Origin of the sequence: Rubritalea tangerina, assembly GCF_042683245.1 — a bacterium.
Lineage (GTDB): Bacteria > Verrucomicrobiota > Verrucomicrobiia > Verrucomicrobiales > Akkermansiaceae > Rubritalea > Rubritalea tangerina.
In genome coordinates, this window is sequence record NZ_JBHUJB010000061.1 from 1 (window position 1) to 22,734 (window position 22,734).

Sequence of the window (22,734 nt, forward strand, 5' to 3'; positions counted from 1 at the left end):
GATGGATCGAAGAAGTCGTAAGTCGCTGATGGATAAACTACAGCTCCTTAAGTGAACGCGCATGTGTGTGTGCCTGGCAATTCGGGAAGTGATTCTTGGTTGCCAGGCATTGTTTTACGAATGAGAAGGCAGAAAAAAGCCACCAATCTGAGGAGAATGGTGGCCGTTGTTATGGCCGCTGGGGGTGCGTGCGGCCTGGGTTATGAGTTGTTTAGAGTTGGCTTTTGAGTACTGCGTATTCTTTGCGCAGAGTGCTGAGTTCTTCCTCGACTTTAGCCATTTTCTTGTGGATTTCACCAAGTCGTTTGAGAGTTTTTGTGATATCTCCTGACTTAGCTTTACGTCGAGGTGATGGGGAGCCAGCTTCTTTAAGCCAGTTACCGATGGTGAGTTGGGAAACCTTGAATTGACGGGAAGCAGCGGCAGCTCCGCCACGGCCTTTTTCAGCGTTATGCTTATCCACAAAAGTGAGGATTTCAGCTTTTTCAGCGTTGGTGTAGCGCTTGCCTCTACTTTGTGCTTTAGGTGCTTTCTTTGCCATAATGATATGATTTATTAGTGAGCTAACAAGTTAATGCAAGTATTATTTATATCATGCTTACTGAGTGAGCTGTTGGAGATATAGTTGGTGAAGTTATCACAGTGAGTATTATTGGGGGGAGGACGCGACCAAGCGGTGAGAAGGAAGCTTGCTACGAGAGGGGAGATATCAACGCAAAGGTTATGGGCATTCCCATTCTATGAGTGGGGGCGAGAGGTGTGGCGGAGTTCTATTGCCAAGGGGCGCGTTGCTACTAGGAAGGAAAAAACACCGCCATGCCGTCCACAGAACTGTGGCCACTGATCCGAAAGCTCAGTAGGTGGGAACATCCATTGGTCCTTTGTCTTCCTGAAAAGGCGTGACATCAAACCTCCGGGGCAGCTCCCGTAATATATATATCGGCCTGGGCACGTACTGTGATAGTGACGAACATGGCAGCAGAAGGAATATAGGGAGTAATGCGCTTAGAGCAACAGGAATCGCTAACAAAACGTGTGTAGATTTTTGAGGGGGTGGTTAAGTACCTGATTTCAATGATTCTAGGGTAGCGGCAATTGAGGGAGTGAGTGCTTTCGTAGTTTGTGAGTCGAGCATGGCGTGGCGGGTTCTTCTAGCAAGGATATCGTCGGGGGTTCTAGCGTAGAATTGGTGAAAGAATTCGTGGATATGCGGGGTGGGGTCGATAGGAGGGTCATCGACTTTGTGTAGTGGGGGGAGAGCACCATGATCAGTGAGGACGCGTTGTTTTGTTTGGCAGGCTTTTGGTGAGAGGGAGTGGGATTTGATGGCAGCATCGATGGTGTCTTCAGCCATTTTCCTGCAAGTTGTCCATTTGCCACCGAGGATCGAGATGAGACCGTTGCTGGAGATATCTATGATATGTTTACGAGAGAGGGCGGCGGTGGAGCTTTTTTGAGCTCGGCTGACAAGCGGTCGGAGGCCTGCCCAGCTCGAGGTGATGGTAGAGGGATCGAGTTGGAATGCGCATTGAGCCTCATTTACGAGAAAGGCAATTTCTTGTTCGGATGGAATGGGGTGGAGCTCGGGAGCTTCGGTGGCTACATCTGTTGTGCCTATGAGGGTGTGGGCTTTCCAGGGGATGGCGAAGAGGACTCTACCGTCAGTAGTTTTTGGTATAATGAGGGCGTTCGTTGAGCCGAGGGCATTGCCGGGTACGACGATGTGTGAACCACGGGAGGTTTGAATTTTCCAGTGGATACTGGATGCGGTGGATTGTCGGAAATCGTCGGAAAAAATACCCGTGGCGTTAATGACAAGCTTTGAACGCATTTTCCATGTTTGTTGGGTTTCGGTGTCGCGGACGTGCACTCCATGGACTTTGTGATTTTGAGTGAGGAGGGAGTCGACGCTGAGGTAGTTGACTGCCAGGTTGCCTGAGGCATTGATGCACTGGGCGAAAGCGACAGCTAAGGCAGCATCATCGAATTGGGCATCAGAATAGGCGACTCCACCTGTAGGGGAGGGTTTGGAATATTGGGGGAGAGCTTCGTGTAATGCTTTTTGGCTAAGTAGTTGTGCGGGGTGGATATTTTGGTGGCCAGCGAGTGTGTCGTAGAGCCACATTCCGAAGCGGTAATAGTATTTTGCGAGGGGGGAGTGGGTTGGGAGGATGAAGCGTTGAGGGCGAGCAAAGGCGGCAGCATTGTTTAGGAGAAGGTGGCGTTCTTCGAGAGCTTCACGGACGAGACCTATTTCCCCTTTTTGTAGGTAGCGAACGCCTCCGTGGATGAGTTTAGTGGAGCGGCTGGATGTGGCATTTGCGAAGTCGTTGGCTTCTAGGAGAGCCACTTTATAGCCACGGCTAGCGGCATCCCAAGCCGTGGCTAGGCCTGTGGCTCCACCGCCGATCACGATGATGTCCCAGAGTTTTTCATTCTGAGCTTGTGCAATGAGTGAAATACGTGGGTCTGGGAGCATGATGGGATGAAGTAAGGGATTGAAATTTCAGCTTAGACTATGAAATAGTTAGATGTGAATGAGAAATTACCATTGATGGTGATAGGGCACAGGGGCTGTGTTGGTAGAGCGGCTGAAAATACGCTAGCAGCAGTCAAGTTAGCGATTGAGCAGGGATGTCGCTGGGTGGAGGTGGATGTCCATTTGTTAGGTGAGAGGCTTGTTGTGATTCATGATGAGAGGGTAGATAGGACAACGGACGGAGTGGGTTGTATCGGTGACCTAGGTTTAGATCGGTTACGAGAGTTAGATGCGGGGGGGGGAGAGAAGGTGCCATTCATTGAGGAGGTTCTCGATGTTTGTGAGGGGAAAGTGGGGGTGAATATTGAGCTTAAAGGCAAGGGGGTAGCTGAGGCTGTAGTTAATATGTTAGAGGGGCGAAGGTGGGAAGATGAAGTGATAGTTTCGAGTTTTGATTGGGAGATGCTGAAGCGTGTTAGGGAAATGCATGATAGTGTGCCCATAGCGGTGTTATTTTCGAAAGCGCGGGAGTGGGAGGGGGCGATTCAGCAAGCTTTGAGCTTAGGAGCTAGGTGGGTGAACCCTAGTTTGAGGGCTTTGGACAAAGGGTGGGTAAGGTATGCTCAAGGGGAGGGATTGATGGTGGCTGTGTATACGGTTCGTGGAACGGGGGATTTAAGAAAAGTGATCGATAGTGAAGCTGACGCTTGCTTTGTGGATGATCCCAAGATGGTAATGGAGGCGTTATGGAATGGCTACGACATGGATGGTTAGTGATGATTTGTGTATTGGGGGTCTCGTGTTCTTCCTCGATTGATGTGGAGACGATTGAGCAAAACAAGCCGGTGATTCGGGCGATCAACAAGATGCCGAGTGGTGGTGGTTATTCGACGATGGCAGTCGCGCACAATGCATTGGCGAGGTCGATTCAGGTATCAGAAGGTGGGTTGGACCTTTCACCTAAAGTGGCGCGTCCAAGTTATTGTTCGGGAGCAACCTATTTAGTTTTGTTAGGGATGGTGGAGGAGGCGCTTGAGGGGGGGCAGTTGCAGTTGAGTGCTGCTGAGTTGGAGGCGCTAAGGATGCGAGGTGAGGCCGATGGTGTGGGGATGTGGGGGCGATGGAATGCCAATGGGCCTGGAGCGGCGAAGGTGCTGAAAGATTTAGGAATGGGGGTGAACTTTGAATCATATGCTGATGCACGGCCTGGAGACTTCATGAAGATTTTTTGGACTGATGAGATTGGGCGCAATGAGTTTGGGCATTTGGTTGTTTACTTAGGCACCAGCGAACGTGGAGGTGAGGAATATGTGACATTTTGGTCGAGCAACCAAGCTCGTGGTTACGGGGTGAAGTCGGTACCCAAGTCCTCTATCAAGTGGGCAATCTTTTCGCGTGTCACGCATGTGGCCGGTGTCAAAGGAGTGGATACGTTAGAGAGGGAGGATCGTTATCTATCGAGCATGTTGATGCGATCCTACACAAGGGACAATGTTCGGTCTCGCTGTAGGGTGCGCCGCTCGTTAAAATAGCTGTGTTGGGGTAGCGCGGGAATATAGATCACGGAGTGGTATTATTTGGTAATTGAGCTGATACCTCCGTCGGCGGTGATGATTTGGCCAGTGATAAATTGGGCTTGGGAGCTGAGAAGGAAGCTCGCAATGGCAGCGAGATCTTCAGGGTTTCCCACCTTATGGAGTGGGTGGCGTTTGGCGGCGGCTTCCTGTTTTGCCTCGGAATTGAGGAGAGGGGAAGCGAGAGTGGTATTGGTGAGAGATGGGGCAATAGCATTGACTCTGATACTTGGAGCCCACTCGGCAGCGAGGGCTAGGGTAAGACCTTCGACGGCAGCCTTGGCGGCGGAGATAGAACTGTGAAAGGGAAGGCCATGTCGTGCGGCGACGGAGGAAAAAAGGACGACTGAGGGGGAGGGTGATTTTTTGAGTGAGGGGAGGGCAGCCTGAAGAATATGGACTGCACCGAGGTAGTTGATTTCCAAGTCATGCATGAAATCTTCGCGAGTGAGCCGGTGGAAGGGCTTCAGGGTGATGGTGCCTGGGCAGTAGACTAGGCCATCTAGGGAGTTAGGAAGTTGAAGCTCTGAGGGGATTGTTGCATCGAAACTCTGGATGGAGCAGAGTCCAGGGGGGAGGTTAGTTTGGCTACGCGTGGCAGCGTGCACTTTGTGGTTTTGTTCTAGCAGCTGGGCAATGAGAGCTTGGCCAATCCCAGAGTTTCCTCCGACAACGAGATAGTTTTTCATCTAGCATAGATACACCCAAGTTGGGGCATATGCACGGATTACTTTGCTGCTTGGAGGATGAGTTTGCGCAGTTGTTCTGTCGCATTGAGGGCGGCAGTGCTGATCGCGGGGGTGAGCTCGTTTAGGGGAGAGCTTTCTAGAATCGGGTGTGTGATGGCGAGGAATGGGGGGGATTGTTGGCTAAGCATTTGGCTGACTGGGAGATTAGAATCTACTAGGGACCAATCATTGATATCGTTGATAGAAACAGACTCTTGTTCCTTGATTACGAGCAGGCATGCAATGGATTGGTCGTGCTTGAAGACGGATTTTCCGAGTTGTTTGGCGTGTTGTGCGGGAGATGCTTGTTCAGGGGTGAGCACGAAGCGGATGCTTTTAAAGTTCGAGGACTCAAGTAGTGAGCGGATGAGAGAAGGAGTGATGCCGAGTTTGACGGCAGCGCCTTTTGATTTTGAGCCCGCAAGTTCGATGACGACGACCAGGAAGGAGTCTTTTTCGGCACCTGGGATGTCTGTGTATGAGAGTTTTATCGTTTCTTCTCCGTGGAGTGAGGAATTTACCTCATGAAAGGAAAGTCCGGTTCCGCCCGGGCTGGTGGCGCCTTGGATGAACTTTCTGGCTGACTGGGTATTGCGTCTTCCCAGTGGGGTGGAGGTGTTACGGGTGCCGAGGATGAGAGCACGTTCAATACCTGAATCAATGTGAGGGGCATTGAGGGTGACGGCTACTTGGAATTGTTCTTGGGCTTGTTCTTCCTCATTTTGGCGAAGGTGGTGGAAGAGGCTAGTGACTGTGCCAAGAGCTAGGCCGACTGGAAGCAGCATAATGATCCACCAGTATTTGCGGGCACTTTTCTTATTGGACTCTTGGGACATAGGATGCGCTGTCTGGATTCAGGTTGCCAGAGCTGTCGTCTGAAAGTGTCTATTGTGCAAGTACTTTTGCAATGCAGTCAGCAGCGCGCTGGTGGCAGCCTGGGGTGCCGAGTTTTTCGGCGGTGGCTAGGAGCTCGGACTGCACTTTATGTGTGTAGTCAGGGTCCGCGAGGAATTTGTCGAGTGCGTGTTGGATGTGGCAGGGGTCTGCGTCACCTTGGACAAATTCTTCCACGACTTGTTTGCCAGCGAGGATGTTGACGAGGCCGATGTAGTCGACTTTGACTAGCATTTTGCCAATGAAGTAGGTTGGCCAAGCGATACGGTACATCAGGCAATAGGGGAGTCCGTAGTAGGCGGCTTCTAGGGTAGCTGTACCGCTGGCGATGACACCACAGGCGGCTTTTTGCATGAGCGAGTGGCTATCTCCGGTGCTGATGGAGACTAGGCCATCAGGGAGCTTTGCTTTGTCAAGGTAGCTCTGCATGCTCTGGGCTAATTTGGGGGAGGCTGCAGGAGCTTGAAATCTGATGGAGGGATGTTCGCTATTGAGCCTACGAGCGGCTTCTAACATCACTGGGAAGAGTCGAGCAACCTCGCGTTCTCTACTACCAGGGAAGAGGCCAACGAGTTTCGGGTCCCTTTCGGTGGATATGGATTTTTCGCGGAGTTCATCGACGATGGGATGGCCGACGAATTCGGTAGGGAGGCCAGCGGATTCGAAGATTTCTTTTTCAAATGGGAAGATGCAGATCATTTGATCGAGCAAGTTTGCCATTTTGGGGATGCGGCCTTTATTCCACGCCCAGACTTGTGGGCTGATGTAGTAGATAATTTTGGTTTGGGGGAGGGCGTCGCGCACGGCTTTAGCCATGCGGAGGTTGAAGCCTGGGTAATCGATGAGGACGAGAGCGGTGGGGGCGGTGGCGATGATCTCCTTAAGCATGAGATCAAATTGTTTTTTGAACCAGGAGTATTGTTTGAGTACTTCCCAGATTCCCATGACAGCAGCATCTTCGACCCAGTCACGTATCTTACCATCGCTGGCTTTTTGCATCTCGGGGCCACCGGTGCCGAGAATTTGGGCATTTGGGATGGTATCTTTGAGCGCGTGGATGAGTTCGGCGCCGTGGGTGTCCCCGCTGACCTCGCCCGCAATCAAATAGATGGAAGTATTCTTCACTGGTTAGGGTGTATAGAACGGGGCGTTAGAAGTTTCAAGTTTCAAGCTCAAAAAGAAAAGGCCTCTCGGTTAGGAGAGGCCTTTGTGGAGGGTGGAAAGGGATTACTTATCGTCTTTTTTGGTGACGACAGTGGCAATAGCAGAGCGGTCGTATTTAACGAAGGTGTTATCTGCGATGCGAAGTGAGACAGTGGAGTCACTGACGGAGTTTACTGTGGCGTGCATTCCGCCGATAGTGATGACCTTATCTCCTGCTTTAAGAGAGTCTTGTTTCGCTTTGAGTTCTTTTTGGCGTTTTTGTTGTGGGCGGATCATGACGACCCACATGACAACAAAGAGGATACCAAACATGATAAAGGTCTGAGCGGGGTTGCCGCCTCCGCTCTGGGCGAGTGTGGTGAATGTGTTCATAGTGCTATTTATTATTTAGAATTTGCGGTGTAGCGAGCGATGAAGGCGTCTTTGAACTCGGTGAAGTTTCCGTTGTCGATGGCCTCACGTGCTTGCTCCATGAGTTGTAGGTAAAAATGCAGATTGTGGAAGGAAAGCAATCTTAAAGCGAGCATTTCCTTGGCGCGCCAGAGGTGGCGGATGTAGCTGCGAGAGAATCGGGCGACGCTGGGGTGGGTGGTTTCTGTCAGCGGGCGTTGGTCGAGCTCGAATTCTTTATTTTTGATATGGATGGGGCCATCGTGTGTGAAGGCGAGTCCATGGCGGGCGACACGGGTAGGCATGACGCAATCGAACATGTCGACTCCCCGGGCGATCATTTCGAGCATTTGCGGTGGGGTGCCGAGGCCCATTGCGTAGCGTGGCTTATCCTGGGGGAGGTGGGGGACGGCATTGTCGATGGCGCGGATCATTTCGTATTCCGGTTCACCCACTGAGATGCCGCCGACGGCGTAGCCATCGAAGCCGATTTCGATAAGTTCTTTAGCGGATTGTTCACGGAGGTCGGCGTAGGTGGAACCTTGAACGATGCCGAAGGCGAGCTGGCGTGAGACTTCAGTGGGGTTAGCGATGAGGCTATTGTCGAGTTGCCAAGGGACGATGGAGCTGCGATTTTCTTCATGCCATTGTTTGCAGCGTTTGGCCCAACGCGTTGTGAGGGCGAGTGAGTCGGCAGCGTATTTTTCATCGCATGGGTAGGGGGGGCATTCGTCGAAGAGCATGGCGATGTCGGAACCGAGGGTGGCTTGGATTTCCATACTCGATTCAGGGGAGAGCATCATTTTGGAGCCATCGAGGTGGTTGGCAAAAGCGACGCCTTCTTCTGAGATCTTGCGTAATTTTGCAAGTGACCAAACTTGGAAGCCGCCTGAGTCTGTGAGGATTGGCATATCCCAGCTGGAGAATTTATGTAGGCCTTGGGCTGCGCGGATGACATCGAGTCCGGGGCGGAGGTTGAGGTGGTAGGTATTACCGAGGATGATTTGTGAGCCTAGATCGACGAGATCATCTGGGTGGAGAGTTTTGACTGTGCCTTGGGTGCCGACGGGCATGAAGATGGGGGTCTGGATGACACCGTGGGCGGTGGTGAGTTGGCCGCGTCTAGCCTTGGTTTTGTCGTCGGTTTTGAGAAGTTTGAACATAGCTTAGATGGGAGGGTTTGAAGCATTTTATTGAGAAATGTGCCACAGAATAAACTGATAATGAGGTGTGTAGGTGTTGCTATAACTTCGATTTTGCTGAAAGGTGTGGAAAATGTGACAGGTTTGTGTCATAAAATAATAACTTTAGGGTTGCGCGATTTGAAAAATGCGCGTAGTTCTCAAAGCATCAAACGATTCAACTGATGAGCAACCACTATCCATATGCCTACTTTATCAAGTTTTCCTCCGGGAAGTCTTGGGCAGGTATGATGTCGGGTGGCATTCAGAAACATTCCAAGATTTCCCAGTGGTCCTCCAAACAGAAAGGAGGAACGCGAGCTGCATAAACAAGTATATTTCAACAGATACGAATTCAATGTGGCTCGCTTTCCAAAACAGGAAGCGAGTTTTTTTATGCTTAGTTTCCGGAAAATGAGCTCACTGGAATAGAAGATGACGCGACACGGTGAAAGACCAGCACAGCCAACAACGTCTTTCTGGTGTCCGTCGATGACCTCCCAAATGGGCTAACTTTAAAATGACTGAATGGATCAGTCGAACTCTCCTTGTTTGTATAACTGGGAGTGTGTATAATGCTATCAATAAAATTTAATAACGAGGGGAATCTCTCAATCTAGACTCAGAAAAATGACAACTTTAGTAGATAATAATGATAAGGAAGTGGCAGTAGATGCGGTAGTTGCTGCAACGGAACTTGAGCTTTTAGTGGAGCTCACAGCGAAGGAGCGGATTGGGCCGGCAATGTTGGTTCAGAATCTTTTGCCGATTTTAGAGGAAGAGCCTGGTCTTTTGGTAGACGTGGTTTTGCAACTTACTGATCCCAATCGGGATTTCACAGTAGTGGCACCCGAGGAATACCAGAAGGCGTATGCGGCGGTGTTGACCGCTCCACGCGTGCGGGCGCGCCAGGTCTTGCTACGTGCATTGGCCGACAGTGCCAATCGAGCGGGTTATGCGGGGCTTGAGAATCAGGCAGCGTAATGCGGCTCTCATGCACCTTTACTTATGGTGAATAGGCCAAAGCGTTTATTCTTTCACCTTTTCTCTTTTTGACCCCGTAGTGGGATAAGAAATCTATACGCCATGTATTGTGTTGAACCCACCCTTTGCCGAGGGTGAAATAGAACGAGCCACGGGTGGTGACCTGTGGCTCGTTTTTTGTCTATGAGATGAAGGGGCTTATTTTTGCGTAGATTTTTGGGAGCCTTTGGCTTCGGTGAGGGTGATTTTGCGGAAACTCACTGATTTTTTGATTTCGCTTCAAAGCTCAATTTGTACTTAGTGTTAGATTTGAGTTGGATGGGGCGTTTACGCTGAGTGTGCGTTCTCTGTTGTCATTGAGTGCGTTTCCTGTGAATGAGGGTGGGCGGCGCGGAGTTGAGCTTTGGGGGCTCGTGTCAAGGAGTCGGCTGAATGAAAAAATCAGTGGGGATGTGTGATTGCGTCACTAGGACGAGGTTAGTCGCTCTGTGTCATATTTTTTGTTTTTGTTAGTAGCTGTCGGAATTGTGCTTCGTCAATGAGCTCGACGGAGGTGTTTGCTCGGGCAACGAGCCATTTGCCGGAGAAGGAGGGAGTGCTGCTGTGGAGTACGATATTCTCCAGGGTTGTGTCTGCAGGGCTTGGTGGGCAGTAGACCCATGGTTCTGGGAGTTTGGCTTTGTCAGCTGGCTGGTAGTAGAGCTCTTTTGTTGTGAGTTCTTGGGAGGAGTGAACGAGGCTTTCAAGGTTTTCAGGAAAATCTTCTAGATTGCCACGAGAGGCAAGATGGAGGTGGGTGATGAGGATTCTTGCCTGAGTTATAGCTGTATTGGCTGGACTATAGCGATTGCTCTGAAGGATGGGGCTTTTCGCAACCCAGATGGTTTGGTGGACGATTCCAGTCATGGCTACTGACATCCCGAAGAGCATGAGGGTGAGGGCGCATAGACTGAGTGTGTTTTTTAACGGCCAGTGAGGTGATCGGGGGCTCTGTTTGTGAAACCACAGAATCATTTTGTGAAGTAAGTATGTGGCTGAGAAGAGGGCAAAGATGAAACAAAAGATGAGTTCAAAGTTCCAAGAAAGGAGTGGGAATACTCTGAGAATATGGAGCGCCCAGCCAATTACGAGCATCACAAAAAACTGCAAAACCCCAATTTGGACAAATGTGGCGCAGAATAACACTGCAAAGAGTATGGCTGTTATACGTGCGATTCTCGGCCCTAAGCGGCGAGGAGGTTTTGTTGGTTGTTTACTCACGGAATAAAGCCTCCTGAATTTTTGTAGTTGGCCAGAGTGTAACTGTTCCGTCTGTTAGGATGACGATATGGTTAGAGTTTTGGGGCTCTGAAGCGTACGCGAGTAGAGTGGGGGTGGAGGTGTTGATGCTGAGCCCAGCGCGGTAGGAAAAGTTAGATTGAGCATTTGTTAGGAGCATTGCATCAGTGAAGAGTGAGGCTGGGAAGGCTCCGTCGTGTCGTTTAGCGGATTCCATTAGAGAATCGCGCAGCTCAAAAGCGATAGGGAATAAGTCGACTTGATGTAGCTCTTTGGATGTGTCCTTTAGTTTATAGCCGTATCCATTTTTTTGCCAAGCGCCGGGAGTGAGGAGTTCACGAGCACCGGAAATCATAGTCAGGATGACATAGAGAAAGAGCCCTGAGACAAGTGCTAGAGCGAGAGCTTGTCGGTATTTTAGGTGGGGTATTTTTTCAAATGACTTGGCGAGGTAGTTCCAGAGCCATTTGACGAAAAGGGCCATCAAGAGGTAGCTGGCGATGAAGAAGGAGAGCGACTGGAGTCGCATTTCCGCCACATCAGTTAGGGTGATGACTGTCATGCCAGCGCGAGCAACGCCACAGAGGAGGAAGAAAGTTAGAAAAGCAAGACGCATCATTGGGAGTGTATGGTTGGAGCTCAGGGGCGGGCAATATAAAACCATCTCTCGACTCGGAATAGACGAATGAAGGAAGGTTAAATCTTGCGAAATTTGCGCTATGCGATTTTAGAGTAAATCAGATTACCTAACAAAATCTGATCTTTGTCCTTTAGTTGCCTCGCGCGTTGAGTGAAGTGGCCCGTACTAACAAAGATGATGGTGATGGGGGGAGTTTATCTAGTTGTGGGGCTTAGGCGAGAGCTTCGGCGATTTGCAGCCATTCTTGTTCGAGGCTGCACGTGGGGAGTTCTTTACTTGCTCTATGGTACCAGTAGGAGGCGTTGGACAGGTCGCCTTCGACGCGGTGGAGGTAGGCGTGGATCCAGGCGCCGGCTGGGTCGGGTATTTCATTGCACATATCGTGGGCGAGGTGCCAGTTACCGGCTTGTTCGGTCCAGAGGGCTTGGTGGGCGGGGTTGAGATTTTCAGGCATCGGGGAGCCTGAGTGTGCTGAGAGGAGGAGTTGGCTGGCGTTCATTGTTAGATTTCTAGAGCTTCGGCGATGAGGGCCATACGTACGGGGACGCCATTGAGTGCTTGTTCGAAGTAGCGTGCTTGTGGGAGGTGGTCGACGCGTTGCATAATTTCGTTCACGCGTGGGAGTGGGTGCATGAGAGTGGCGTCGGGTTTCATGGTGCTGACCATTTCAGGGGTGAAGATGAAGGCATTTTTGACTTGGTTGTATTGTTCGATGTCTTCGAAGCGTTCTTTTTGCATACGGGTATCGTAGATGACATCGGCATTGGTGAGCACTTCATCGCTAAGTTCGTAGTGGATGGAGTCTGCAGGGCTGAGGTATTCAGCCGGCATTTGGATGGTTTCAGGTGCGACGAACTGGAGTGAGACGCCCTCGAACTGACGTAGGACTTTGGCGAGTGAGTGGACTGTACGTCCGTACTTGAGGTCGCCGACAAAAGCGACTTTGAGGGGTTCTTGGCCGATTTTGTGATGTTTGACGATGGTGTAGAGGTCTAACAACGACTGGGTGGGATGTTCACCACTGCCGTCGCCACCATTGAGGACGGGAACGGGTGAGTAGTGGGCTGCGACTTTGGCTTCCCCTTTATTTTTGGTACGGATGGCGATGACATCGGCATAGCCGCCGACGATACGGATGGTATCTTCGATGACTTCACCTTTCGACTGTGAGGAAAATGTGACGTCACTTTCAGAGATGACATTGCCACCGAGTCGGAGCATGGCTGTCTCAAAGGAGAGGCGAGTACGGGTGGAGGGTTCGTAGAAGAGGGCGCCGAGGATTTTACCATCGCACATTTTTGAGCCACCCTGTTGGAGGATGTGTTCCATTTCGGCGGAGCGCTGCATAATGCGGTCGAGGTCCGACTTATTAAATTGGTCAGCAGTGAGGACGTGATTCATGGTTGGCGGGAGTGTGGCTTGGCATGTTGGATCATGGAAGTCGGAAATCAGAGATTGCCGAGAATCTGTGTTCTTTCGGTGCACGGTTGCTAGAGTGGTTTTGGAACGGAACAGGCACTTTGTCCTTTCCTCGGTGTCATGAATGGGACTAGATCCGACTCATGGCTATAGATGTAGATTTGCTTGCCCGCGTATGTAAGGCGCCAGGAGCGCCGGGATATGAGATTGAGATTCGCGAATTGGTTCTCAAAGAATTAGAAGGATTGGTGGATGATGTACGCATTGACAGTATGGGGAATGTGGTGGCGTTGAAGAAGGGGAAGGATTCTTCCAAGAAGGTGATGGCTGCTGCGCACATGGATGAGATTGGATTTATTGTGACGCACATCGACGACCAGGGTTTTGTGCGTTTTGCGCCGCTTGGTGGATTTGATCCAAAGACTCTCACGGCTCAGCGTGTGTTGATTCACGGCAAGAAGGACGTACTAGGGGTGATGGGGTGTAAACCGATTCATATTATGACTCCTGAAGAGCGTGGAGCTAAGTTGAGTTTGGACGATTACTTTATTGATACAGGCTTAACGAAGAAGCAGCTGGAGAAGATTATCCAGCCGGGCTCACCGATCACGCGTGAGCGTGAGCTCGTGGAGATGGGAGATACTGTGAATGTGAAGTCACTGGACAATCGAGCATCAGTCTTTGTGTTATTGGAGGCATTGAGAAAGCTTAAGAGCACGCGTCGCAAGCCGGCATATGATTTTTACGCGGTATTTACGGTGCAGGAAGAAATTGGCATTCGAGGTGCGAATGTTTCGACCTTGGAGGTGCAGCCTGATTTTGGGATTGGCTTAGACATTACATTGGCGTGTGACACGCCGGGTGTACCAGACCACAAGAAGATAACGCGTTTGGGCGAGGGTGCAGCGATCAAGGTGATGGATTCCTCCTGTGTGTGTGACTACCGGATGGTGGAATTCATGAAGAAGACTGCTACGGCGAAGAAGATCAAGTGGCAGACTGAGATTTTGCCAGCGGGCGGCACGGACACAGCGGGTCTGCAGCGTATGACTCCTGGTGGTTCTATCGCAGGAGCGATTTCGATTCCGACGCGCTATGTGCATCAGGTCATTGAGATGGCGCACAAGAAGGACCTCGATGATTGTATCAAGCTGTTGGCAGCCTGTGTTTGTGACCTCGATAAGTACGATTGGTCGTTCTAGTAGACCACTCGAATTAAGATGTAAGAAAAGGGTAGGTGTGAGAGCCTGCCCTTTTTTCTTGTGTCATTTTTGGTAAATATTCGTGATATTGTAAGATCTTTGATAAAAGTGCGTACTTGGATCACACTACGAGAAAACATGAAATTGATTAAAACACTGATAGTAGCAGGCCTTTGTTCTCAGTTAAGTCTTGCTGAGGAAGGGTTTATCGAGCTCTTCAATGGGAAAGACCTCACTGGATGGCAAGGTGAAGGGTATGAAGTGAAGGATGGAGCGATTTATTGCACTCCTAAGGGGAAGAATTTGATGACGGCTAAGGAGTACTCGAACTACGTACTCGATTTTGAATTTAAGTTGCCTCCTGGTGGCAACAACGGCTTGGGGATTCACTACCCAGGTAAGGGGGATGCAGCCTACGTCGGGCTCGAATTACAGATCCTTGATGACACTGCTAAGAAGTACGCCAAGCTCAAGGATTCCCAGTATCATGGTGGGATTTACCAGCTTCAAGCGGCTAAGCGTGGGCATTTGAAGCCAGTCGGCGAGTGGAATAAGCAACGTGTGATTGTGAATGGTAATCACGTGACAATTGAGCTCAATGGGGTGGTTATCAATGATGCGAACCTTGATGAGTTGGCTGAGAAGTTTCCTAAGCATAAGGGCGTGAAGCGTCGTTCAGGTTTTGTCACATTCTGTGGTCATGGCGATCCAGTGGGGTTCCGCAATATTAAGATCAAGGACACCACGCTGCCTGAAGTAGATCTCACTGGCTTCAGCGCTATGTATGACGGCAAGAGTCTTGCAGGTTGGAAACAAGATCCCGGTCACGAAGGCCACTGGCAGCCGCGTGGCGAAGTGCTCTATTATGACAGCCAGTCTAAGGCAAAGGATAAGAATCTCTGGACTGAGAAGAGCTACAAAGATTTCACGATGGTCTTTGATTGGCGGTGGGCTGATTATGCCAATGCGCGTCGCTTGGACCGTCCTGTTCTCGATCCAGCAACAGGAGAGGCGAAGAAGGATGCCAATGGCAAAGCGATTACGAAGAATGTGATCGAGCTCGACAGTGGGATCTACATGCGTGGCAACAACCGTTCGCAGGTGAATCTCTGGAATTGGCCATGTGGTTCAGGTGAAGTTTATGGCTACCGTACGAATCGTAATTTCAGTCAAGAGATTCGAGCAGCGTTGACACCAAAGGTGCCAGCTGACAATCCGATTGGTGCATGGAACAGAATGGCGATCACGCTCAAAGGTGATCGTTTGACAGTCGTGCTAAACGGTAAGACAGTGATTGAGAACGCACAGCTACCGGGAGTGCCAGCTGAGGGACCTATTGCCCTGCAGCACCATGGCAGTGCCCTAGAATTTAAGAAATTATATATCAAAGAACTTTAATACACAACAAAACAGCAAACCACACACCTATTATGTCTGATCAAGATACATCAAAGATCCTCAGTGAAATCACGCGACGTGATTTTACGAAGAAGGCAAGCGTTGGCGCCGCAGCAGTCGGCATGGCACCTCTCCTGTTCCCCAATGTGGGAGCCGCAGAAGGTGGAGCAAAGAAGAAGTTTAAAGTTGGGGTTGTCGGCCTAGGTGGTCGCGGTTCTGGTGCCGTTAAGGATATCCTTAGGGCTGACCCAGACACGATCCTATGGGCAGCGGGCGACATTTTTGAAGATCGCATGAAGCGCATTGGATCATTTGAGAAGCAATTTTCTGGTCGTGTTGACACAGATGGTGGCAAGCGTCACTTTGTGGGTTTTGATGCATACCAGAAGGTGATTGATAGTGGAGTGGACATTGTTTTGCTCACCTCGACACCTGCTTTCCGACCATTGCATTTCGAAGCTGCTGTTGCAGCTGGGAAGCACGTTTTCTTGGAGAAGCCGATTGCCTTGGACATCCCAGGATTGAAGAGCGTGGTTGAGAGTGCCAAGAAGGCTCAGAGCAATGGTCTTTCCGTGCTTACAGGCTTAGTATGGCGTTACAGCCCGCACTTGATGGAGCTTCACAAGCGCATTCAGGATGGAGAAATTGGTGATGTTCTCACCGCGTCATCTGCCTATTCTGGTGGTGGTCGTCCAAACAAAATGCCGGACATCAAGTACAAGCCGGCAAGTATGTCTGACATGGAGTGGGCGCAGCGTTACTGGCAGAGCTATCTTGAGCTCGGTGGTGACGGAATCTTGGAATTCATGATTCACGGCATCGACCGTATGTCATGGGCGATGGGAGATGGCATTCCAGTGAAGTGTTATGCGAATGGTGCGAACATCCATCCGGTGAAGGGAGCGAACAGCTGGGATAGCTTCAGCTTGCGCTACGAATATGCTGACGGTCGCATTGCTGACTTCTTAGGGCGTCAGATTCCTGGCACTTATTCACCAAGTGGTGATACCATCGTTGGTACGAAGGGGCAGGCCTTGGCGAAAGGTCACAATATGTCCATCGTTCGTGACGGAAAGACTGTCTGGCAGAAGGGTGGAGGTCTTGGTTACGTCAACGAACATAAAATTCTCACGAAACACATTCGTAAGGGTGAGGTGTACAATGACGTTCTCGACAAGATGGCGAACAGCCATGTGGTTGGGATCATGGGTCGTACTGCAGCGTACACTGGTAAATTGATCACTGGTAAGCAGATCATGAGTTCGAAAGATCTCTTGATTGAGACGAAGGGAATGACTTTCGACACTCCATTCACTGCGCGTCCAGCGGCTATGCCTGGTAAGACAAAGTTTGTCTAACATGGCTTAGTGACATTTATTCATTAGCAATGATTTTGTCAGCGTTGGCCATACAAGTGGTCAACGCTGATTTTATCTAGGTAAACAAATGACGAGTAGATATGAGTCTGTGAAGATGGACTCATGTATCCTTGGGGGCAACAAGGTCCTTGTTGACAGGGTGAGAGGAATTTTGAAACTGAGATGAGAAGGCGTTGAAGTCGCCTAACAGAATAAAAATTTAATGACGGCAATGACTAGCATGATGAAGAGTAAAGGGATTTTAGCACTTGTGGCAGTGATGGGTATGCAGGCGGGGGCGAAGGAGGCTGATGTGAAGCCGGCCTTAGCGAAAGATGGTTTTGATGAGGAGCAGATGCGACTGGCGCAGGTGATTCACAAGCGCATTGTGGATTATCAGCAGATCAAGAAGCAGACGAACAATGGCAAGGAAGAGGGCTTAGAAGCCTATAAAGAGACGCTCAAGACTGGGGCGCAATTTGAGATGTTGCCAGTCAAGGGGGGGAGCTTCACGTGGAAGGGTGAAGAAGAGGGAGATGTCCTGGAGGTGGAGTTGTCTCCATTCTGGATGGGTAAAGCAGAGGTGACTTGGGAAGAGTATGAGCCATTCATGCTCACGGAGATTCCGCGTCAGAAGGACGGACAGGTCCTCGATTTTATGCGTGAGCAAATCAAGAATGACATTGATTTACTAGCGCGTCCTACTCCTCCGTATCACCCGATGACTTATGGGATGGCACGTGATGGTCATCCGGCAGTGAGTATGACTCAGCATGCGGCGAACAAGTATTGCCAGTGGCTGAGTTACCAGACAGGGCATTTTTACCGACTCCCTACGGAGGCTGAATGGGAATATGTATGCCGCGCAGGGAGCAAAGGGAAGTACAGCTGGGGTGACGATGACGCCAAAGCTGGTGAGTATGCTTGGGTGGCAGGAGATGGTAGTTCTCAATACCAAAAGCCTGGCCTGAAAAAGCCCAATGCTTGGGGGTTTTTGGACATGCATGGCAATGTTCTAGAGTGGACTTTAGATCAATATGTTGCGAACCGGAAAGCTTACTTTGGGAAAGACAAGGTAGTGAATCCGTGGGTGAAAGCGACGCAGCCCTATCCGCACGTAACAAAAGGTGGGCATTGGAAGCAGACGCTGAAAGAGATCGAAGCTGGAGCGCGCTACAAGTCTGACCCTATGTGGAAAATTTCTGACCCACAGGATCCGAAGAGTTTGTGGTATCACACGAACACTCCGTGGTTAGGGATGCGAGTGGTGCGTCCGAAGGAGATTCCTAGTGCTGAGGAAATGTACCACTATTGGAATTCTGGTGTAGAAGAGGATGAATAAGACGCGGTAGCCGTTTTGGCTCCGTATCATTTGAATTGATGAGAAAGATTGGAACACTCTTCCTCTTACCATTTTGGTGTCTACTGGCGGTGAGCTGTGGCTCAGAGCCAGTAGAGTCGCCGGAGGTGGTAGGCGCATTGGAGAGGTATCAATATGCTGAAGCGCATATTGGTACGACAGTGCGCCTCGTGTTCTACTTAGATGATGAGGATCAAGCTGATGCCTTAGCCGCGCAGTGTTATGCGAAGCTCAAGGTTTTAGAGTTGGTCCTTTCTGATTATAAAGCGGAGAGCGAGGTCAGGAAGCTATGTGCGCTCCCTATTGGTGAGGCACATCCTGTGAGTGGGGCGTTGTTTGATGTGCTTGAGCGTGCGCAGGAGATAGCGGAGAAGTCGGGGGGGGCGTTTGATGTGACCATGGGGACGCAATCGCAAGCGTGGCGGGCGCGCGAGGAATTGGAGCCCAGTGCAGTGAGTTACAAGGATTTAGTTTTAGATAAGCAGCAAAGATCGGTCACTTTGCTGAAGCCTATGGTGATTGATTTAGGAGGGATAGGCAAAGGCTACATGGCCGATGCGCTTATGGAGGTTCTCAGAGGGGCGGGGGTTAAGTGTGCTGCAGTGGTTATTGGTGGCGAGACGGTTTTAGGTGATGCTCCACCAGAAAAAAAAGGTTGGCATATCGGTATTGAGGATCCAGAACACAAGATAGTTGGAAAGGTTGTGTTAGAAAACACGGCTCTTTCGACTTCTGGGGATAGTTATCAATTTTTCGAAGCTGATGGCCAACGCAGATCACATCTGATAGATCCGTCCAGCAAGCAGAGTATGAGCAATCGGCTGAATGTGATGACTCTAGCAAAGAGGGCGATAGATGCTGACGGATGGGCAACAGCTTTGCGGGTTATGCCCATTAAGAAAGCGATTAAGATTGCTAACGCTGAGCCGGATCTAGAGGCACTATTTATTCCCTATCAAAAAGACACTATAGCGACTGATCGCTTTCCAACACACTAGCTACCATGAGCAGCACAAACAACAACTACACAAAACTATCGGTCATGATGTTCCTGCAATTTTTTGCATGGGGGTCATGGTTTGCCACTTTAGCCCTAGCAATGGGGAATAACGGCCTGGGGGCATTCATAGGTGGAGCCTATGAGAGTGCGCCTTTGGCTGCGATATTTGCACCACTTTTTCTTGGTTTGATCGCAGACCGTCTTTTCCCATCAGAGAAAGTGATGGGTGTACTGATGCTTCTTGGTGGGGGGATCATGTGTGCAATTGCGAGTTTAGCTCCGGGTGGGGCTGATAACGGGCAGACAATTGTGTACCTTATGGTTGCCTACATGTGTTGTTATATGCCGACTCTAGGATTGGGTAATACGATCACTTTCACGCATTTGGCGCAGGAGTTGTTTCCTAAGGCTCGGGTGTGGGGGACAATCGGCTGGATTGCAGCAGGATTAGGTGTGGGGGCTATCGGCTGGTCAGCAGACTTGAACATTTTCTGGTTGGCAGCAGGATCGAGTTTGGCTCTTGGTCTCTATAGTTTTGCTCTGCCGAGCACGCCACCACCAGCTAAGGGTAAGCCAATTGATCTAGGGGCTCTTCTGATGTTAGATGCGGTCAAGCTTTTGAAAAAGCCTGCATTTTTGGTGTTCTCGATTTGTTCGATGCTGATTTGTATTCCTTTGGCTTATTACTACGGGCAGACCTCAGCCTTTTTAGGGGCTACAGGATTTAAGCAGGCAGCGGCAACGATGACATTAGGGCAGATGTCAGAAATTTTCTTCATGTTGCTGATTCCATTCTTCTTCCGAAAATTGGGTGTGAAGACGATGCTTCTAATTGGAATGGGATGTTGGGTAGCGCGTTATGCATTATTTGCGCTTGGAGCTCCTGAGCAGATTACGTGGATGCTTATTCTCGGAGTTGCTCTTCATGGGATTTGTTACGACTTTTTCTTTGTGACTGGCTTCATTTACACAGATAAGACGGCTCCTGCGGATGTGCGTGGGCAGGCTCAGGGCTTACTTGTTTTTCTGACGCAAGGGCTTGGAATGTTCTTTGGGTTCCGCATGGCTTTTGGAGGCACGTGGCCGTTTTCAAGTGTGGCTCTACCTAACACCTATGGTGAATATGGAGCGGCACCTGCTGGGCATGGACCGCTCATGGAGAATATTAAAGAAGTGGCAGGGGAGCAGGCTGCCCCATCATTTATTGAGTCTCTCATGGGGATGTTTGGGAAGGGATTTCCGGAAGGGGTGGATGCGAATTTATTAGCTACAGCAATGACTGACTGGAAGAATTATTGGATTTTCCCAGCTGGTATGGCGGCGGTGATTTTTGTGATCTTTGCTCTGACATTCTGGGACAAGGTGAAGACTGACGACGAGGAGAACTAAGAATTTTTTTAACCAACAACACAGATAGATTATGATTAAGATTTTATGCGCTGGCGCAGGCCACATGGGGCGTTCACATGCACTTGCTTACCACAACATTCCTGAGTTTGAGATTGTGGGGATTTGTACGCGTTCTGCGGGTTCCCGTGAGAATTTGAATGAAGAACTCGGCGGTGGTTATGCACTGTACGAGGATTTTTATAAGGCACTTGAGGAGACGAAGCCGGATGCTGTTTCGATTTCCACTTACCCCGACACGCATGCTCCCTTTGCGAAGGCTGCATTTGAGGCGGGTTGTGATGTTTTCATTGAGAAGCCATTGGCTGAGACAGTGGAGGAAGCGCAGGAGATTGTGGATTCGGCCAAGGCGAATGGGCGCAAGTTAGTGATTGGATACATTTTACGTCACCATCCATCCTGGCAGAAGTTCATCGAGATGTCGCATGATTTAGGTAAGCCCTTGGTGATGCGCATGAACTTGAATCAACAATCATTTGGAGACAACTGGGAGACTCACAAAAATTTGATGTCCTCTATCAGCCCTATTGTTGACTGTGGCGTCCACTATGTGGATGTGATGTGTCAGATGACTCGCTCGAAGCCGGTACGGGTTGCAGGTTTGGGGGCGCGCTTAACTGACGAGCTGCCGGAGGGTAAGATCAACTATGGTCACCTTCAGGTTACTTTCGAAGATGGTTCTGTCGGTTGGTATGAAGCTGGCTGGGGGCCGATGATGTCTGAGACTGCTTTCTTCGTGAAGGATGTGGTTGGGCCCAAGGGCTGTGTCACTATCGAGGCGAAAGACGCTGCCGGTGAGGGAGCTTCAGCTGACGTGGATGCGCACACGAAGACGAACACCTTGCGTCGCCACTATTCGGAGCTTGATGCCAATAATCAATTTGTGAAGCAGGATGAGTGGGTGGAGACTGGTGATGAGCCAGACCACGATGGGTTATGTCATCGTGAGCAGGAGTATTTCTTGAAGGCGATCAAAGAGAATATCGATCTCACAGATCACATGGATGATGCCATCAACTCAATGAAGATTGTGGCGGCGGCAGATAAGTCCTTCCGCACTGGGGAGATTATCAACCTCGACTAAGCTAGCGGCTTTATTTTTATGGCCTCACCTGAGTAGTTCGGGTGAGGCCATTGCTTTTTTTGGGGGGATCTATTAAGGAGGGCTTTGGAAATGAAAAGTCTTGGGAGAATTGCTATTGTTGGGGCTGGAGCTGTGGGGTCTTATTACGGGGCGCGCTTGGCTCAAGCGGGACAGGATGTGACTTTCTTATTGCGCTCCGACTATGCGCATGTGCGTGAGCATGGGATTGAGGTTCGCAGTGTGGCAGGCAATTTTAGCTTGGAGCAGGTGCAGTGTGTTGAGTGGTCTGAAGCGATTGGTGAGGTTGATATCGTGATTGTGGCATGGAAGACCACTGCGAATTCTATGGCGGAGGAGGTGATTCGTCCGTTGGTAGGTGAGAATACTGTGATTTTGACCTTACAGAATGGTTTGGGGAACTGTGAGCATCTCGCTGGTTTGTTTGGTGCTGAGCGCGTAGTGGCGGGTTTATGCTTTGTTTGTATCAACCGACTTGGGCCAGGTGTGATTTCTCACACGGCGTCAGGATTGATCCGGATAGGAAATTTTTCAGGAGGGAAGGATGCGCGATTGGAGGAAATCGCGGAGGTGTTTTCTGGTGCCCAGTTTCCCTGTGAGGCTGTGGAGTCGCTGGAGAAGGCCTTGTGGATGAAATTGGTATGGAATTTCCCCTTCAATGGTTTGGCGATTGCTGAGGGTGGGGTGGATACAGAAGTTTTGTTGCAAGAGAGGAAGTTAGAGCCGCAAGTGCGGGCTATTATGGCTGAGGTAATTGCGGTGGCAGCGGCGCTTGGGCACGCTATCCCTGAGAGTTTTATTGATCACCAGGTCGCGATCACATTGCCGATGGGGCCCTATCGACCCTCGAGTATGATTGATTATGTTGAGGGGAGAGCGGTTGAGTTCGAAGCTATTTGGCAGATTCCATTGCAGGTAGCTCGGGACGCGGGGGTGTCAGTGCCTGAGATGGAGGAGTTGGCGCAAAGGGTGAAACGGCGATTGGAGGAGAGGTGACACTTCGTGGTGCGAGGCAAGCCCAACGGGGGGAAGGGAAGGACTGTCTCCCTGAAAAAAACAAAAAACAGGAGACAGCCCCGTTGGGGGCGCAATCAAGTTCACCTATCTATCTAACAGAGTCAAGGAAATGGTGGAAGATTTAGATGGCAAATGAGTCACATGCTGTGCGATTTCGAC

General features: G+C 50.2%; 22 protein-coding genes and 1 other RNA gene. 11 read left to right on the forward strand and 12 right to left on the reverse strand.

The window, feature by feature from the left end:
* Positions 1-211: 211 nt before the first annotated feature.
* The 3 genes from ACFSW8_RS13515 to ACFSW8_RS13525 form a co-directional block, all read right to left on the reverse strand.
* A complete protein-coding gene (locus ACFSW8_RS13515) occupies positions 212-541 on the reverse strand; it encodes a hypothetical protein (protein ID WP_377088874.1) in 330 nt (109 codons plus the stop codon).
* Between the two features lie 263 nt (positions 542-804).
* Positions 805-985, reverse strand: a non-coding RNA gene (ssrS, locus tag ACFSW8_RS13520) — 6S RNA.
* Between the two features lie 72 nt (positions 986-1,057).
* Positions 1,058-2,479, reverse strand: a complete 1,422-nt coding sequence (locus ACFSW8_RS13525) for a glycerol-3-phosphate dehydrogenase/oxidase (RefSeq protein WP_377088875.1) — start codon at positions 2,477-2,479, stop codon at positions 1,058-1,060.
* Positions 2,480-2,533: 54 nt separating this feature from the next.
* Here ACFSW8_RS13525 and ACFSW8_RS13530 point away from each other — a divergent pair, with 54 nt between their 5' ends.
* A complete protein-coding gene (locus ACFSW8_RS13530) occupies positions 2,534-3,253 on the forward strand; it encodes a glycerophosphodiester phosphodiesterase (RefSeq protein WP_377088876.1) in 720 nt (239 codons plus the stop codon).
* A complete protein-coding gene (locus tag ACFSW8_RS13535) occupies positions 3,226-4,011 on the forward strand; it encodes a hypothetical protein (protein ID WP_377088877.1) in 786 nt (261 codons plus the stop codon). Before ACFSW8_RS13530 ends, ACFSW8_RS13535 begins: the two co-directional genes overlap by 28 nt.
* Before the next feature lie 41 nt (positions 4,012-4,052).
* Here ACFSW8_RS13535 and ACFSW8_RS13540 read toward each other — a convergent pair whose 3' ends face one another.
* The 5 genes from ACFSW8_RS13540 to tgt all read right to left on the reverse strand — a co-directional run bounded on the left by ACFSW8_RS13540 (position 4,053) and on the right by tgt (position 8,392).
* Positions 4,053-4,742: an SDR family NAD(P)-dependent oxidoreductase gene (locus tag ACFSW8_RS13540; protein WP_377088878.1), complete on the reverse strand. Its 690-nt coding sequence runs from the start codon at positions 4,740-4,742 to the stop codon at positions 4,053-4,055.
* Positions 4,743-4,780: 38 nt separating this feature from the next.
* On the reverse strand, positions 4,781-5,566 hold the full coding sequence (locus tag ACFSW8_RS13545) for a hypothetical protein (protein WP_377178501.1): 786 nt from the start codon (positions 5,564-5,566) through the stop codon (positions 4,781-4,783).
* A gap of 100 nt (positions 5,567-5,666) precedes the next feature.
* Positions 5,667-6,800 carry a lipid-A-disaccharide synthase gene (gene lpxB / locus ACFSW8_RS13550; RefSeq protein WP_377088880.1) on the reverse strand — a complete coding sequence of 378 codons (1,134 nt, stop codon included), beginning with the start codon at positions 6,798-6,800 and terminating at the stop codon, positions 5,667-5,669.
* A 102-nt stretch (positions 6,801-6,902) separates the two neighbouring features.
* Entirely contained in the window at positions 6,903-7,211 is a 309-nt protein-coding gene (yajC, locus tag ACFSW8_RS13555) for a preprotein translocase subunit YajC (protein WP_377088881.1), read from the reverse strand.
* A gap of 11 nt (positions 7,212-7,222) precedes the next feature.
* Complete coding sequence (gene tgt, locus ACFSW8_RS13560; RefSeq protein ID WP_377088882.1) at positions 7,223-8,392, reverse strand: tRNA guanosine(34) transglycosylase Tgt; 1,170 nt, start codon at positions 8,390-8,392, stop codon at positions 7,223-7,225.
* 648 nt (positions 8,393-9,040) lie between these two features.
* Here tgt and ACFSW8_RS13565 point away from each other — a divergent pair.
* Entirely contained in the window at positions 9,041-9,394 is a 354-nt protein-coding gene (locus tag ACFSW8_RS13565; protein ID WP_377088884.1) for a hypothetical protein, read from the forward strand.
* Between the two features lie 477 nt (positions 9,395-9,871).
* Here the strand turns inward: ACFSW8_RS13565 and ACFSW8_RS13570 are convergent, their stop codons facing one another.
* The 4 genes from ACFSW8_RS13570 to pyrB all read right to left on the reverse strand — a co-directional run bounded on the left by ACFSW8_RS13570 (position 9,872) and on the right by pyrB (position 12,713).
* Positions 9,872-10,300: a hypothetical protein gene (locus ACFSW8_RS13570; protein WP_377178503.1), complete on the reverse strand. Its 429-nt coding sequence runs from the start codon at positions 10,298-10,300 to the stop codon at positions 9,872-9,874.
* Positions 10,301-10,646: 346 nt separating this feature from the next.
* Positions 10,647-11,291: a hypothetical protein gene (locus ACFSW8_RS13575; protein ID WP_377178505.1), complete on the reverse strand. Its 645-nt coding sequence runs from the start codon at positions 11,289-11,291 to the stop codon at positions 10,647-10,649.
* A gap of 232 nt (positions 11,292-11,523) precedes the next feature.
* A complete protein-coding gene (locus ACFSW8_RS13580; RefSeq protein WP_377088887.1) occupies positions 11,524-11,811 on the reverse strand; it encodes a hypothetical protein in 288 nt (95 codons plus the stop codon).
* 2 nt (positions 11,812-11,813) lie between these two features.
* The gene (pyrB, locus tag ACFSW8_RS13585; RefSeq protein ID WP_377088888.1) at positions 11,814-12,713 is read right to left on the reverse strand and encodes an aspartate carbamoyltransferase; all 900 of its coding nucleotides are present in this window, start codon (positions 12,711-12,713) and stop codon (positions 11,814-11,816) included.
* Positions 12,714-12,874: 161 nt separating this feature from the next.
* Between pyrB and ACFSW8_RS13590 the strand changes: the two genes are divergently transcribed.
* The 8 genes from ACFSW8_RS13590 to ACFSW8_RS13625 all read left to right on the forward strand — a co-directional run bounded on the left by ACFSW8_RS13590 (position 12,875) and on the right by ACFSW8_RS13625 (position 22,554).
* Positions 12,875-13,933 carry a M42 family metallopeptidase gene (locus ACFSW8_RS13590; RefSeq protein ID WP_377088892.1) on the forward strand — a complete coding sequence of 353 codons (1,059 nt, stop codon included), beginning with the start codon at positions 12,875-12,877 and terminating at the stop codon, positions 13,931-13,933.
* A 138-nt stretch (positions 13,934-14,071) separates the two neighbouring features.
* Entirely contained in the window at positions 14,072-15,331 is a 1,260-nt protein-coding gene (locus ACFSW8_RS13595; protein WP_377088893.1) for a 3-keto-disaccharide hydrolase, read from the forward strand.
* A gap of 32 nt (positions 15,332-15,363) precedes the next feature.
* Positions 15,364-16,689 carry a Gfo/Idh/MocA family protein gene (locus tag ACFSW8_RS13600; protein ID WP_377088894.1) on the forward strand — a complete coding sequence of 442 codons (1,326 nt, stop codon included), beginning with the start codon at positions 15,364-15,366 and terminating at the stop codon, positions 16,687-16,689.
* A 241-nt stretch (positions 16,690-16,930) separates the two neighbouring features.
* On the forward strand, positions 16,931-18,031 hold the full coding sequence (locus ACFSW8_RS13605; RefSeq protein ID WP_377178507.1) for a formylglycine-generating enzyme family protein: 1,101 nt from the start codon (positions 16,931-16,933) through the stop codon (positions 18,029-18,031).
* A gap of 38 nt (positions 18,032-18,069) precedes the next feature.
* Positions 18,070-19,047: an FAD:protein FMN transferase gene (locus tag ACFSW8_RS13610; protein ID WP_377088897.1), complete on the forward strand. Its 978-nt coding sequence runs from the start codon at positions 18,070-18,072 to the stop codon at positions 19,045-19,047.
* Between the two features lie 5 nt (positions 19,048-19,052).
* Positions 19,053-20,438: an MFS transporter gene (locus ACFSW8_RS13615; protein ID WP_377088898.1), complete on the forward strand. Its 1,386-nt coding sequence runs from the start codon at positions 19,053-19,055 to the stop codon at positions 20,436-20,438.
* Positions 20,439-20,469: 31 nt separating this feature from the next.
* The gene (locus tag ACFSW8_RS13620; protein WP_377088899.1) at positions 20,470-21,540 is read left to right on the forward strand and encodes a Gfo/Idh/MocA family protein; all 1,071 of its coding nucleotides are present in this window, start codon (positions 20,470-20,472) and stop codon (positions 21,538-21,540) included.
* A 90-nt stretch (positions 21,541-21,630) separates the two neighbouring features.
* Positions 21,631-22,554, forward strand: a complete 924-nt coding sequence (locus ACFSW8_RS13625; RefSeq protein WP_377091442.1) for a 2-dehydropantoate 2-reductase — start codon at positions 21,631-21,633, stop codon at positions 22,552-22,554.
* The last annotated feature ends 180 nt before the right edge of the window (positions 22,555-22,734 follow it).

Excerpts from the sequence above, each read along its gene's own strand:
- ACFSW8_RS13590 (WP_377088892.1), top strand. The coding sequence starts at position 12,875 with ATGGCTATAGATGTAGATTTGCTTGCCCGCGTATGTAAGGCGCCAGGA.
- ACFSW8_RS13625 (WP_377091442.1), top strand. The coding sequence starts at position 21,631 with ATGAAAAGTCTTGGGAGAATTGCTATTGTTGGGGCTGGAGCTGTGGGG.
- ACFSW8_RS13580 (WP_377088887.1), bottom strand. The coding sequence starts at position 11,811 with ATGAACGCCAGCCAACTCCTCCTCTCAGCACACTCAGGCTCCCCGATG.
- ACFSW8_RS13545 (WP_377178501.1), bottom strand. The coding sequence starts at position 5,566 with ATGCTGCTTCCAGTCGGCCTAGCTCTTGGCACAGTCACTAGCCTCTTC.
- tgt (WP_377088882.1), bottom strand. The coding sequence starts at position 8,392 with ATGTTCAAACTTCTCAAAACCGACGACAAAACCAAGGCTAGACGCGGC.
- ACFSW8_RS13610 (WP_377088897.1), top strand. The coding sequence starts at position 18,070 with ATGAGAAAGATTGGAACACTCTTCCTCTTACCATTTTGGTGTCTACTG.
- ACFSW8_RS13575 (WP_377178505.1), bottom strand. The coding sequence starts at position 11,291 with ATGATGCGTCTTGCTTTTCTAACTTTCTTCCTCCTCTGTGGCGTTGCT.
- ACFSW8_RS13605 (WP_377178507.1), top strand. The coding sequence starts at position 16,931 with ATGATGAAGAGTAAAGGGATTTTAGCACTTGTGGCAGTGATGGGTATG.
- ACFSW8_RS13535 (WP_377088877.1), top strand. The coding sequence starts at position 3,226 with ATGGAATGGCTACGACATGGATGGTTAGTGATGATTTGTGTATTGGGG.
- ACFSW8_RS13595 (WP_377088893.1), top strand. The coding sequence starts at position 14,072 with ATGAAATTGATTAAAACACTGATAGTAGCAGGCCTTTGTTCTCAGTTA.
- ACFSW8_RS13570 (WP_377178503.1), bottom strand. The coding sequence starts at position 10,300 with ATGACTGGAATCGTCCACCAAACCATCTGGGTTGCGAAAAGCCCCATC.
- ACFSW8_RS13515 (WP_377088874.1), bottom strand. The coding sequence starts at position 541 with ATGGCAAAGAAAGCACCTAAAGCACAAAGTAGAGGCAAGCGCTACACC.
- ACFSW8_RS13565 (WP_377088884.1), top strand. The coding sequence starts at position 9,041 with ATGACAACTTTAGTAGATAATAATGATAAGGAAGTGGCAGTAGATGCG.
- yajC (WP_377088881.1), bottom strand. The coding sequence starts at position 7,211 with ATGAACACATTCACCACACTCGCCCAGAGCGGAGGCGGCAACCCCGCT.
- ACFSW8_RS13615 (WP_377088898.1), top strand. The coding sequence starts at position 19,053 with ATGAGCAGCACAAACAACAACTACACAAAACTATCGGTCATGATGTTC.
- ACFSW8_RS13525 (WP_377088875.1), bottom strand. The coding sequence starts at position 2,479 with ATGCTCCCAGACCCACGTATTTCACTCATTGCACAAGCTCAGAATGAA.
- ACFSW8_RS13600 (WP_377088894.1), top strand. The coding sequence starts at position 15,364 with ATGTCTGATCAAGATACATCAAAGATCCTCAGTGAAATCACGCGACGT.
- ACFSW8_RS13540 (WP_377088878.1), bottom strand. The coding sequence starts at position 4,742 with ATGAAAAACTATCTCGTTGTCGGAGGAAACTCTGGGATTGGCCAAGCT.
- ACFSW8_RS13620 (WP_377088899.1), top strand. The coding sequence starts at position 20,470 with ATGATTAAGATTTTATGCGCTGGCGCAGGCCACATGGGGCGTTCACAT.
- pyrB (WP_377088888.1), bottom strand. The coding sequence starts at position 12,713 with ATGAATCACGTCCTCACTGCTGACCAATTTAATAAGTCGGACCTCGAC.